This window comes from Moorena sp. SIO4A1 (assembly GCF_010672065.1).
Classification (GTDB): Bacteria; Cyanobacteriota; Cyanobacteriia; order Cyanobacteriales; family Coleofasciculaceae; genus Moorena.
In genome coordinates this window covers 1-12,557 of sequence record NZ_JAAHHX010000111.1, presented here as the reverse complement: position 1 = coordinate 12,557, position 12,557 = coordinate 1, and the positions used below count along the sequence as shown (strand labels likewise).

The window sequence follows — 12,557 nt, the reverse complement described above, 5'->3', positions numbered from 1 at the left end:
AAATTAGGCTCGATACTTGGTTATGCATGAACGGGTATTTGGCTTAAATATTGCCTTTCAGGATAGCTAATTTTAAGGCGTGTCGTAGAACTAAGAATCCCCGTCCTTCAAGGGCGGGGAGTGTCAACTATTCTGTTACAAAAGAAGTAAATCTGTGAAATAGAGTAAGTAGTAAGCCGTGATAAATGCTTTATGGCATCGAGTGTTGAAGTCAGCTTACCGTAAAGAGCCAATCTCAGGCTTCATCGTGATTATCGGAGCGGTGGATGCTGTGATTGGTGGTGTGGGCGGACGCTGGTCATTATTCAGTTTTGGACTGATGATGGTGGGAATAGCAGTGGCAGTCCGTTGGTGGCAAAGCCAAAGTCAGCAAACTGAACTGGCTGAGCAACCTGTGGAGCGGTATCTTCCCCCCAGTTCTTCCCGTCCACCATTACCGATGTTGAGTGCTGTCAAGGGTCAATCACATCGACGTCAACCACCTCGATAGGTCAAGCTGTTTTAAGATCACACTGTTCATCCCTAAGGGAATAGGGGAAACAGAGGGGAGAGGATAGTTATCAGTGGTCAGTTACCAATTACCAATTACCAATGATCTTGTCACCAATTCATCAGAGGACTGGCTCAAAATTGGTCAGGTAGCTAGTCATAGCGGGTTGCCCGTGAAGACCATTCGCTATTACGAAGAGATTGGTCTGCTTACGCCAGTCACAACCCGCTCCCCTTCTGGCTATCGCCTGTTTACCAACCAGGTGCTGAATCGACTGGCTTTTATTAAACGTGCCCAATCCCTAGGACTTAGCCTTAGTGAGATTCAAGACATCCTCAAAATCCATGACTTTGGTGAGTTACCTTGTGGAGCGGTTAAGCAGCATCTACTGCTCAAGATTGAGGCAATTACCGAACAAATAGAAGCATTGGAACTACTAAAGTCCGAGTTGTTGGGTATAATTTCGGGTTGGCAAGAACATCCCCCTGACGCGGTGAAAAGTAAGACGATTTGCCCTAACCTTGGCCAAAAGGCCACGCTACGCGAACAACCAGAATGAAAAAAACACCGTTGGCGATTTTGGGAACTGTGATCGGGATCATGACAGTGGTCACCAGTACCACCTACGCTAGGGAACCAAGACTCGGGCTAATGGTTGCAGCTATACCGGAAATGGCTTCATCCCAGGCTCAATCTTGGAGAACTCCTCAATTGCTGCGTACCATTGAAGCCCATTCTACCGCTGTGGATGCTCTGTCATTTAGTCCCAGTGGGCGAGTGCTACTCAGTGGGGGTAGCAGGAGTGATGCTCATCTGAAATTATGGTGGCTGAAAACCGGTCGTGAAATAGATAGCCTGCGAGTACACCAAACCTCAGTGTCCGACCTGGCTTTTAGTGCTGATGGAACAATTCTGGCTAGTGTCGGGGAGGATGGTCGAATCAATTTGTGGCAATGGAATCAGGAAGAATACACAGGAGACTATACCCGTACTTTTCTAGGGCATACTAGCAATTTACTTTCCCTAGCTATCACCTCAGATAGTAAGGTATTAGTGACTGGGGGATTGGATGGTATTCGGGTGTGGGACATCAGAAACCAACGTCCCCTTTACACTCTGGCAGATTTTGATCATCCAACCTATTCCCTAGCGCTTCATCCCAAGGCCGAAACCCTGGTAAGTGGACTCAAGAATGGCACGATTAAAATTTGGAATCTGAACACAGGACAACCCCTTTACGTTATTCGAGCTCATCAAGGTATCACTAGTGCTCTAGCCTTTACCCCTAATGGTAGAACCCTAGTCAGCAGTGGTTATGACGGTAAGATTAGGGTCTGGGATACGCAGACTTGGCAGCTTAAGTATACCTTGACTAAACATACTGGAAAGATTCGTGCGATCGCAATTAATCCAGTTAATGGCACAATTCTCGCTAGTGCTAGTCGTGATGGGGTGCGGTTGTGGAATTTGAACACTGGTAAGCAGATTGCTTGGTTGACTGGACATCAAGATTGGGTACAATCCCTTGCCTTTAGTCGGGATGGGCGTTTTCTGGCTACTGGGGGATTTGATCGGACGATTAAAATTTGGCAGGCGAATAGAACAGAGGTGGCTCGACAGTAAAAAAATACCAATTAAAGTAGGGTTGGAACAGGTAAGCGATCAGCTACAGCAGTCGAAGCCTAGTTTAGGACAGTCACTTTTCCTCAAACCTAGATACAAAGCTAGTTTAACTTCTGACTTCTGACTTCAAACTTCTGACTTCTGCTATATCAGCGATCAGCTATCAGCTAAAGGCTAACCACTGACCGCTGACTACTGACCGCTGACTGCTGACCGCTGACGGCTAAATGCTTACAACCAAACTCCCTACAAGCTAAAGAATATTATGACAGATAAATCGAATAATATTGCTATTATTCATTTCGATGGTGTCAGCAAAAGACGAACTAATCAATCCGCCTGTGGTGCTATAATTCAGTACCAAGGTGAAGTTTATCCAGTCTCTCAATACTTAGGATTTACTACTCAGAACCAAACTGAATATATGGGGCTAATCCTTGGACTACAGAAGACTCTAAAGCTGGGAGCAAAAGAAGCCAAAATCTATGGGGATTGCGAACTAGTAATTAACCAGCTCCATGGGGATTATATGGTTAAAAACAACAATTTGGTTAGCTTTCACACCCGAGCCAAAACCCTTCTTGATAAACTGGATTTCTACGAATTAATCTGGATTAACAAAACCCAAAACCTTGAAGCTGACCAGTTAGCTAATGACTGTATTGATTTGGAAAAGTCCCAGAAGTAAAGAATGCGTGGGGTTTGCAGTAATTTCAATAGGAAAGGGAATAGGGAACAGGGAATAGGGAATAGGGAGTAGGGAGTAGGGAGTAGGGAGTAGGGAGTAGGGAGTAGGCAAGAGGAATCCCCCCTCTCCCCACACTCTTGGCTCTTGCCAATCCCAATGGAAATGGAATATCAGTTCTCTTTTGATGCCTGCTCCTCTTGCAACAGTTGCTCTTTGGAATCTCCCCAGTAGGCTGCGTAAGTCCAAACTTCGTGGTTATCGTTTTCTTTGCTTTCTACTGACCATCGATAAATAGCTGATTTCGGCTCAACCCCAATTTCTATAAGCTTGGCACCCATATAGTACTCCATTTGGTTTTTGGTCATATACTTGACCCCAGTAGGCTCATTCTTTTTTACGGTTCGGGACATGAAAGCTTTAGTATGTTTTGCCATTTTGTTTCTCTTTTGGGTGTGAATATTAAGAATTGCTGATGTCTTGCATCTATTCTTGACTAATCTCTAGCAAGAGTTAGACACAATTCTTAATATTCTAATGCTTGAAGCGATAACAGAGTTAGGTAAAGTACCCTACTTCCGGTATTTTCGGGCTGAGCAACGGCTGAACATCTAGTGATGGGATGGGCTTGATCGTTGCCAGACTTTGCTGCTGCTACACCATGCGATCGCTTTTAGCGGAAGCGAAGCTTCATCGCGTAGCGTGACCAAAGGTCAATCACAAATGCGTTCGCGTAGCGTGACCAAAGGTCAATCGCATTAGTATGAAGAAAAGGATGAAGGTCAGCAGTTGCATCCAGACCAGTGTACCAAAGGCACTGCCAACGGCAATTGTGGCTGATCATCCACTGGCCAGATCCCTCAGTGTTTAGTAACTAATCAAGTGCAATTCTCATCTCTCATCAAGAGTGAGGTGCACAGGATTTTTTTCCACTCCCCCCTCCCCGTGCGGTGAAACCACTACTAATAAAACTCTTCCCCCTACTCCCTACTCCCTACTCCCTACTCCCTACTCCCTACTCCCTACTCCCTACTCCCTAAAACCAATGTATCTGGGAAAATTGAACCTTAAGCCGGTCTACTGGCTATTAGGGTTAATCTTGGCAGTCATCCTCCTATGGGCACTACCCAAGCCTTGGCACGCTGCCAGTTTATCCACTGACCCGAAAGTATTGCATGTCCTCAATCGCGTTAGTTTTGGTCCTCGCCCTGGGGACATCGAACGGGTGAAATCCATGGGAGTTGATGCTTATATTCAGTCCCAACTTTCCCCAGAATCTATTCCTGAACCGCCACAACTGAGGAAACAACTCAAGAATTTGGATACCCTGGAACTGAATCCAGTGGAGCTATGGAAAGGCTATGCACCACCACAAGGTAAAAAGAAACGGCAGCTGACTCAGCAACAACGGAAGCAGGCTCAAAAGCGATCGCAAATACCTAGGCAGCAGGGATTAGAAGCCCGTTTAATCAAAGCGATCGCTAGCCCTCAACAGCTTCAGGAAGTAATGGTAGACTTCTGGTTCAACCACTTCAATGTTTTTGATAGCAAGGGATTGAATCGGATCTGGGTTAGTTCCTTTGAACAAGATGCCATTAGACCCCATGCCCTTGGTCGTTTTCGGGATTTGTTAGGTGCTACAGCTCACCATCCCGCCATGCTCGTCTATTTAGACAACCACCAAAACACTGCACCAGGAAGTCCAGGAGCTCGTGGTCGATACAAAGGGCTTAATGAAAACTATGCTCGGGAACTGATGGAACTCCACACCCTAGGAGTAGATGGTGGCTACACCCAAGAGGATGTAATTACCCTAGCGCGGATCTTGACTGGCTGGACTACTGACCGTGAGGGTAAGTACGGTGACAGTAGAGGATTTTATTTCGAAAGTAAGCGCCATGATTACAGTGATAAAGTTTTGCTGGGTACACCGATTCCAGGTAGTGGCAGCCTAGAAGGAGAGCAAGCCCTAGATCTGCTGGCTCGTCATCCCTCCACCGCCCATTACATTAGCTACAAATTAGCCCAGTACTTTGTAGCTGATCAGCCACCAGCAAAGCTAGTAGACACTCTAGCCCAACGCTTTGTTAAGACCGATGGGGATATTCGTAAGGTTCTAGAAACCCTATTTCAAAGCCCTGAATTTTGGGACACTCAGTATTACAACAGTAAATTTAAATCCCCCTATCACTACATCATCTCAGCAGTGCGAGCTACAGGCAGTAAAAAGCCCAAATGGAAAACCCTCTCTGGTATTATCCGTCAGCTAGGAATGCCCATCTACGGCTGCCCAACTCCCAATGGTTACAAAAATACTGAGAAGGCTTGGCTCAGTCCAGATGGGATGATTCGCCGGGTCAGCTTTGCCACCGCATTAGCCAATGGTAATTTCGAGCAGCGTCAACCTAAAGAAAAGCGTCAACCTGTAGATGCTGTCCAACTCAGAAAAACCCTAGCTAATCACTTTTCTGACCAAACCAAAGAAGTCATCGACAGTAGTCCTGCCAAGCTACGAGCCGCCTTGATTCTGGGCAGTCCAGAAATGATGTATCGGTAATCTATTAGGGAGTAGGGAGTCGGGAGTCGGGAGTAGGGAATAGGGAATAGGGAGTAGGGAGTAGGGAGTAGGGCGAAGAGTGTGGGAAGTGTGGGAAGTGTGGGAAGTGTGGGGCGGGGGCGCGGGAAGTGTGGGCAGAGGGAGTAGGAGTAAAAAAATTCACTGCACCTGATAAGTTTCAATAAGTATGATAAACGCTATCTTTTTGGAAGTATGACTGATTAATGATGACTTGTTATTTAAAAATTTTAAATCAATGTTTAAGGTAAATTTGCAATTATTATATAAGCTATTTAGAACATTTAAAAATAGATCATGAAACCAAATCATGATTTATTATAATACCAAAAATTCCTCGGATCTCTTTTCTAATCTTCCCTATTGCCTATTGCCTATTGCCTATTGCCTATTGCCTATTGCCTATTGCCTATTGCCTATGTCCTGCTCCCTGCTCCCTGCTCCCTGTTCCCTGCTCCCTGTTCCCTGTTCCCTATGCTATAAAAACCAACCATGAAAAGACGCAAATTATTACAACAAGCTAGCCTCCTAACTGCTGGCGGAATTATCTCTATGGGGAGTTGGGTAGCCAGAGGATTAGCAAATACGGCAAATACTAATCACCGTAAGCGATTGATTGTTATTTTTCTGCGGGGTGGCATAGATGGATTGAATGTAGTTGTGCCATACCAAGACGCTGATTACTACCAAGCGCGACCGAGAATAGCGATTCCTCGCACTGGGGAAAAAGGGGGAGTCTTGGATTTAGATGGTTACTTTGGCTTACATCCAGCTTTAGGTGATTTGATGCCTCTTTGGAAACAGAAAAGTTTAGCCTTTATTCACGCCAGTGGTTCACCAGACTCCACTCGCTCCCATTTCGATGCTCAGGATTACATGGAAAGTGGCACCCCAGGCATTAAGAGTACAGATGATGGCTGGATGAATCGACTATTAGGGACGATTCCCAAGGAAATACCAACTCAAGCCGTGAATATGGGCACAACAACCCCACGGATTCTATCCGGTCAGATGCCAGTGGCTAATTTACCGATGGGCAGAAATTATAATCACAAGCTGCCTGTAGACCGTCCCCAAATTGATGCTGCTTTTGATCAGCTCTATCGTGGTAATGATGCGATTAATCGGGCTTATCAGGAAGGAAGTGAAGCACGGAAGATACTGCTGGCTGAGCTAAAGGAAGAAATGATGGCAGCTAACCGGGGAGCACCACCTTCCTCTAAATTTGTTGGTGATAGCCGCAAATTAGCCAAGCTGATGGTGGGGGATGCTAAGACCCAACTGGCATTTTTGGCCTTAGGTGACTGGGATACCCATGTTAACCAGGGCGGTAGTCAAGGACAGCTGGCTCGAAAACTTAAGCCTCTTGGACAAGGGTTGGCTACTCTAGTCAAAGCCTTAGAACCGATTTATGCGGATACTGTAATTGTGGTGATGTCAGAATTTGGTCGTACCCTGGCAGAGAATGGTAACAAGGGTACTGACCATGGACACGGGAATGTGATGTGGGTCTTGGGTGGAGGAGTTCGCGGTGGTAAGGTCTATGGAGAGTGGCCGGGTTTGGCGGAATCCCAGTTGTATGAAAAACGGGACTTAGCAGTAACTACGGATTTTCGTGAGGTGCTGATGCCTTTGCTCAGGGAACATATGGAGATTGGAGACTCCAATTTAGCCCAAATCTTTCCTGGTTTTAAGTCTAATCAGAGTCTGGGGCTTTTGTAGGGAAAGAGAAGTGTCCGGGGAGGGGAGTGCGATCGCGAAGCGTGACCAAAGGTCAATCGCATTTTAGATGTAGGGTGGGCAGTGCTTTCGACAGATTCATGTGGTTGCCAATCCCCTTGGTAGGCACTGCCCACCATAGAAGCGTGACCAAAATTCATGTAGGGTGGGCAGTGCTTTCGACAGATTGATGTGATTGCCAATAGCCTTAGTAGGCACTGCCCACCAACGGATTAATCTTTTTAGTTGATGCCTTCACAAAGAGTGCGATCGCGTTCACTTACATTCGGGTTATTCTTCAGATAATCCCCAGCCCAATCACAACCACGTCGCAGTAGCTCATCTAGACTACTTAGAGCCAGATCAATATTCCACAAGATTACAGTGTTATCCTGACTAGCCGTAGCAAGAGTCTTGCCGTGAGGGCTGAAGCTAACACTATTGATCCCAGCACCACTACTCTGGAGTGTTTCAAGTAGTGTACCGTATCTAAACCAGAGTTTGACTGTCCCGTCACTGCTACCACTGGCAAGTATGATACCGTCGGGACCAAAACTGACGCTATTGACTGCACCACTATGTCCTTTTATACTTGCCAGTTCTTCACCTTTCAAATTCCAGAGTTTAATAGTTCCATCCAGACTCGCGGTAGCAAGGGTCTGACCGTCAGGGCTAAAACTGAGACTAATCACTGCAGCACTATGCCCCTTAAGAGTTGCCAGTTGTTTACCTGTTAAATTCCAGAGCTTAACGGTTCCATCCTTACTAGCAGTAGCGAGGATTTTGCCATTAGGGCTCAATTCGACAGTGTAAACATTATCTTCATGCCCCTCGAGAGTGTGGATTTCTTTTCTCGTCTTTAAATTCCAGAGTTTTACGGTTCCATCCTTACTAGCAGCAGCAATAATTTGTCCATCAGGGCTAAAACTAACACTATTAAACCACTCCGTACCACTTCGCAAGTTTACTATTAGTTGACCCGTTACAAAATCCCAGAGCCGAACATTTCCATCCAAACCAGCACTGGCAAGTAATTTCCCATCAGGGCTGAAACTAACGCTGTAAACACTAGCTTTATGGGCATCAATACTTTGGATTAGTTTACCGTCGAGACTCCATAGCTTTATTGTTCCATCCAAACCAGCACTAGCAATGAATTTACCATTAGGGCTGAAACTAACATTTATGACTGCACCTTGATGTCCTACCAAGGTCATGACTAGTCTACCGTCTCGTGTCCAGACCCTCACAGTTCCATCAAAGCTAGCAGTGGCAATTGTCTTACCATCAGGACTAAAGCTGACACTATCGACCGCAGCGGCATGTCCAGATAGGGTTTGGGTTTCGAAATTATAGCCCTCAACGCTCCAGAGTCTGACAGTCAAGTCTCTGCTAGCGGTGGCTAAAATTTTGCCATCGGGACTGAAGCTCATACTTGTAATCTCTCTATTACCACCTAGAAAGATTTGGAGTTCCTGACCTTCCCGACTCCAGAGCTTAACAGTTCCCTCGAAACTGCCAGTAGCAAATGTCTTACCATCAGGACTGAAACGGATGCTGCTGATTGTGGCACTAAATTCCTCAATAGTAAGAAGTTTCTGACCTTGAAGATTCCATAGTATGACAGCTCCATCTAGACTGGCAGTGGCAAGGGTTTGACCATCAGGGCTAAAACTGATGCTTGTGACTGCAGCTTTCTGTGCTGGAAAAGGTTGCCCAATTGGGTTACCTTGTCTGTCCCACAATCTTACTATTCCGTTGCGACTACCACTGACAATCACTTTACCGTCAGGGCTGAAACTGATACTCGTAATACTAGCTTTATGTGCTGGAAAGGGCTGCCCAATTGGGTTACCTTGTGTGTCCCACAATCTTACTATTCCGTCACTACTACCACTGACAATCACTTTACCGTCAGGGCTCAAAATTATACTTGTAACCTCAGCTTCATGCCCCTGGAAAGTTTTGAGCAATTTACCGTCTATAGTCCAGAGCTTGACGGTGCCATCAGCACTGCCAGTGGCAAGGATGTTACTATCACCACTGAAACTTAAACTGTTGACATCAGATGAATGCCCTACAAAAGTTCTTAATAATTTACCGCTTCTATGCCAGAGTTTGACGGTGCCATCAACACTACCAGTAGCAATCAAATTCTGCCCATGACTAAAAATGACGCTATTAACCCAACTGTCATAACCTTCCAAACGATTGCGCTCTCTGACTCCATAAATGGCTTGCTGTAATGTAGCTAAAGTCTGAGTGCGGGTATCGGTTCCTACTACGGTTGCTGACTTAAGTTGTCTTCCTGCTTTTAAAGCTGCTATTAGTGGATCAATTGACTCCCTATTTACATTATATAGGGCTTCTGAATATTTAGTAAGGGCAATAATTTCATTGTTTTTGGCTGTTCTAAAAGATAAGAATGAGAAGGATGCTAATACTGATAGAGACATTATTGCTGTAGTTAAGCCAACGAGTGATCTCCTATATATCTGATTTCGCTTGACTTCGATAAGTTTTCGCTGTTCTCTCTCCTGTTCCAACTCAGTACGTAATTCAGCAGATTCAGCAGATTCAGCAGTTTGTTTTCGTCTGCGAATAAAAGTAACAAGATAGTCATGTTCCAATTGATAGCGATTATTCGGATGTTCTGGCACACGTAAAACTAATCCCGATTTAACTAAAATATTTAATATTAAATCTAGGTTTTCTGTCTCATTTACCCTTTTCAATATATTGGAGTATAATTCTGCCCTAGTCTTGAGCAGTCGATTGTTGTTTTGATCTGTTAGACAGTATAAAAATAGTTCTGCTTTACGTTCATTTTCCTCCCCACAGTCTTCTACAACTCCAGCTAAGAATTGCTCCACTAGCTTTTCTTTAGAACCAATTTTTTGATACTCAAGTAGTTTAGTGATTTTATCTTCTTGCAATTGTGACCCTACAATCTGCAACTCAATGGGACGAACTTCTCCTAGCTCTCCTGCTAAATCTTTGACTAACTCATTAATTAAATTTTTATCTAAATAATACTGATTATTTTTAGATAACTTTTCAAAAATAATACGAGCTTCTTGAGGAGAAAAATTCCCTAAATAGTAACGATTCTTTCTATCGTCAATCGCTTCTATTTTAGTTAGCCTCTCTAAGAGTAACAAAAAGTGCCAATAATCTTCTCTTTGCGAGAAGACTATATGAAGATAAGGTATTTGATCTATACATGTTTTTATGAAATTTGCAAAAGTCTGTCTTTCAATTCGATTTGAAAAGCGTAAAAAGAACTCTTCAACCTGATCAAAAATTAAAACTGTTAACAAATTTCTGTTATAATTTTCTTGTAACTCTTCCAAAATACTGTTGACTGATTCAGAATTAATAGATGCACTAAAGCCTCTTGTATGTAGAGCCTCTGCCAATAATCTACTTAAATCTATGACCCAGTCAGTATAGACTCCTAGAGTCACTGGCAATACATCTCTCTGACCAATGGCTCGCTGCTTGAGAACTGGAACTAATCCTGCATAGATTAAAGAACTTTTTCCTACCCCAGATGGACCATAAAGGACGGTTAATTTATGATTAGGGTTGCCAATTCTTTCAAGCAAATTATTGATATCGCGTTGTCTACCAGAAGCGATAATTTCGTCTGCAACCATTTCAGGCTGCTCAAGGGCTGGAAGTTGAGAATTGGCTCTTCTGCGTTTTGGCTCTAATCTCCCTGTACCAATAAACGCTCGCAAGCCAAACTGTTGCTCAATGGATATTCGTTTTTGTTTAACTCTAAAAGCAGTTAAATAGTCACCCTGTTTAAAGTATGCTTCTCGCAAGCTTGCCAAAATCCTAATATAAAGCTCTGGAGCATAATGGGGTTTAGTTTCTGCTTTAGATCTCTTGAGATCCGTGATACTATTTTGATAATTACCAAGACCGTTTTCTGCTCTTGCCAATAATAATAAATACCAAGCTTTATCAACAGATGGCATTCCATCTAATTTTGCTTTATGCTCCGATAAAGTTGCTGTTGATTCAGCCGAAAAACTAGTTGGCAGGATGGAGAGTGCTTGCTCTGCTAATCTCTTAGCTTTAATCCAAGCTGATTTAGCTAAAGCTACCTCCGTCAGAAAACCATAATCTTTAGCTAACTCAATTGAATTACCATGGGTTCTATGGAGTGTTAGAGACCTTTGGGCTAAGGTTTCCAAGTCTTGCCATCGTTGTAAGCGTTGCAAGACTCTGGCAAATTGAGTAATCAATCGGTTAGCTAAATCCTGATCAGATATCTGAGCTAAACTATCAACACATTGCTCAAATAAATTTTGTCGTTCAGATTTTCCATAAGGACATAAACCGATATGAAATAAAACCATCCATTGCCAATCGCAACGGGTTATTACTTGCCATAGATCTAAGCTTTTTTCAAAGTAAATTAATGATTCTTTAAACTGTTGTTTAGCATAGTAATTTCGACCTACCATGAAGTAAAAAATAGCGTCTAAATCTGGCTCTATTTCCTGGTTTTGATGGTGTAAATATTGCCAAGCTAAACCAAATTCCGATAGATCATCTATCCCCCGATTCAGCTCATACAAAAATTTGTCGGGATCAGAGTCTGGAAAGGTAGCCAATATCTCCTTAGCTTGTTGAGAGAGAGTATAGATTAATTCATAAGATAAGGAATCAGGAGGGGTTTGAAACTCCCTAGTTGTGCCCCAACTCTCGAAATCAGGAGCAACCCGAACCAATTTGGTTTGAACGTCATCATTAATCCACAGCACTAGGGGGAAATGGAAATTTTTCCGAAACTCTTCCCGCACTTGGTTAGTGGCAGTCAGCAAGCTATCAATATCATCAACGGCCTCTAAGCCAAAGACCATCATAGCCCCTGGTTGCTGATCTCCTAAATCCTGCCGAATCTTGCTATAAAGTTTGCGATCAGACTTTTTCAGCACAACCTCGCGGATTGGAACAGGACAGCTTTCTCGCAGCCCCTCAGTCATTTGCTGCTGTACATAGGTATAGTTACAGTGTGCAAAAATCAGTGAAAATTGCCCCTGAGACGCTTCAATTGCCCAAGCCAATGTTTGCAACGCACGCTCGTTGTAGGCAGCAACTTCTTTGGTTTTATCGGAGGCACTCATATATAGCAAAGGGAACAGGGAACAGGGAACAGGGAACAGGGAGGTGCGTAGGGTGCGTTAGGGGCGGGCTTGCTATCATGTTCAACCTCAACACCCTGGTTGAGACAGCCCGCCCCGTAACGCACCACCCAAGGGCGAGCCCTCATTTTCCGCCTGGTAGCCAGTGTAGGGAACAGGGAACAGGGAACAGTGCGTAGTGGCGTGGCAAGCTTAATTTGATGCATTAGAATTGTCGGATTCAACATCTTCAAAAACAGCGATATTGATGCTTCAATTTAATTCGTGCATCTTGGGTTGTGAAATGCCAAATTACCTTACTAGCTG

Annotated in this window: 13 protein-coding genes; 7 read left to right on the top strand and 6 right to left on the bottom strand. The window is 44.1% G+C overall.

Annotated features, from left to right (window positions below):
- The first annotated feature begins 181 nt into the window (after positions 1-181).
- The 4 genes from F6K53_RS33655 to F6K53_RS33640 all read left to right on the top strand — a co-directional run bounded on the left by F6K53_RS33655 (position 182) and on the right by F6K53_RS33640 (position 2,801).
- Positions 182-490 carry a hypothetical protein gene (locus F6K53_RS33655; protein ID WP_293046697.1) on the top strand — a complete coding sequence of 103 codons (309 nt, stop codon included), beginning with the start codon at positions 182-184 and terminating at the stop codon, positions 488-490.
- 73 nt (positions 491-563) lie between these two features.
- Complete coding sequence (locus tag F6K53_RS33650) at positions 564-1,049, top strand: heavy metal-responsive transcriptional regulator (protein ID WP_293083702.1); 486 nt, start codon at positions 564-566, stop codon at positions 1,047-1,049.
- Positions 1,046-2,113, top strand: a complete 1,068-nt coding sequence (locus tag F6K53_RS33645; RefSeq protein ID WP_293020203.1) for a WD40 repeat domain-containing protein — start codon at positions 1,046-1,048, stop codon at positions 2,111-2,113. The genes F6K53_RS33650 and F6K53_RS33645 overlap by 4 nt, the downstream gene beginning before the upstream one ends.
- A gap of 265 nt (positions 2,114-2,378) precedes the next feature.
- The gene (locus F6K53_RS33640) at positions 2,379-2,801 is read left to right on the top strand and encodes a ribonuclease HI family protein (RefSeq protein WP_293020205.1); all 423 of its coding nucleotides are present in this window, start codon (positions 2,379-2,381) and stop codon (positions 2,799-2,801) included.
- Between the two features lie 170 nt (positions 2,802-2,971).
- Here the strand turns inward: F6K53_RS33640 and F6K53_RS33635 are convergent, their stop codons facing one another.
- A complete protein-coding gene (locus tag F6K53_RS33635) occupies positions 2,972-3,235 on the bottom strand; it encodes a hypothetical protein (protein ID WP_293020207.1) in 264 nt (87 codons plus the stop codon).
- A gap of 236 nt (positions 3,236-3,471) precedes the next feature.
- A complete protein-coding gene (locus F6K53_RS33630; RefSeq protein ID WP_293072000.1) occupies positions 3,472-3,642 on the bottom strand; it encodes a hypothetical protein in 171 nt (56 codons plus the stop codon).
- Between the two features lie 201 nt (positions 3,643-3,843).
- On the opposite strand from F6K53_RS33630, the gene F6K53_RS33625 reads away from it, so the two are divergent.
- A complete protein-coding gene (locus F6K53_RS33625; RefSeq protein WP_293072001.1) occupies positions 3,844-5,355 on the top strand; it encodes a DUF1800 domain-containing protein in 1,512 nt (503 codons plus the stop codon).
- Positions 5,356-5,359: 4 nt separating this feature from the next.
- On the opposite strand, the gene F6K53_RS33620 is transcribed toward F6K53_RS33625, so the two are convergent.
- A complete protein-coding gene (locus F6K53_RS33620) occupies positions 5,360-5,518 on the bottom strand; it encodes a hypothetical protein (protein ID WP_293071999.1) in 159 nt (52 codons plus the stop codon).
- 165 nt (positions 5,519-5,683) lie between these two features.
- Here F6K53_RS33620 and F6K53_RS33615 point away from each other — a divergent pair, with 165 nt between their 5' ends.
- Together F6K53_RS33615 and F6K53_RS33610 are read left to right on the top strand one after the other, a co-directional pair.
- Complete coding sequence (locus F6K53_RS33615; RefSeq protein ID WP_293071998.1) at positions 5,684-5,869, top strand: hypothetical protein; 186 nt, start codon at positions 5,684-5,686, stop codon at positions 5,867-5,869.
- Entirely contained in the window at positions 5,866-7,095 is a 1,230-nt protein-coding gene (locus F6K53_RS33610) for a DUF1501 domain-containing protein (RefSeq protein ID WP_293071997.1), read from the top strand. The genes F6K53_RS33615 and F6K53_RS33610 overlap by 4 nt, the downstream gene beginning before the upstream one ends.
- Here the strand turns inward: F6K53_RS33610 and F6K53_RS33605 are convergent.
- The 3 genes from F6K53_RS33605 to F6K53_RS33595 are packed head-to-tail and all read right to left on the bottom strand — an operon-like array spanning position 7,074 to position 12,457.
- The gene (locus F6K53_RS33605) at positions 7,074-7,295 is read right to left on the bottom strand and encodes a hypothetical protein (RefSeq protein WP_293071996.1); all 222 of its coding nucleotides are present in this window, start codon (positions 7,293-7,295) and stop codon (positions 7,074-7,076) included. The genes F6K53_RS33610 and F6K53_RS33605 overlap by 22 nt on opposite strands.
- A gap of 39 nt (positions 7,296-7,334) precedes the next feature.
- Positions 7,335-12,233 carry a hypothetical protein gene (locus F6K53_RS33600; protein WP_293071995.1) on the bottom strand — a complete coding sequence of 1,633 codons (4,899 nt, stop codon included), beginning with the start codon at positions 12,231-12,233 and terminating at the stop codon, positions 7,335-7,337.
- Positions 12,230-12,457, bottom strand: coding sequence for a hypothetical protein (locus F6K53_RS33595; RefSeq protein ID WP_293071994.1), 228 nt, complete (start codon positions 12,455-12,457; stop codon positions 12,230-12,232). Before F6K53_RS33595 ends, F6K53_RS33600 begins: the two co-directional genes overlap by 4 nt.
- Between the last annotated feature and the right edge of the window lie 100 nt (positions 12,458-12,557).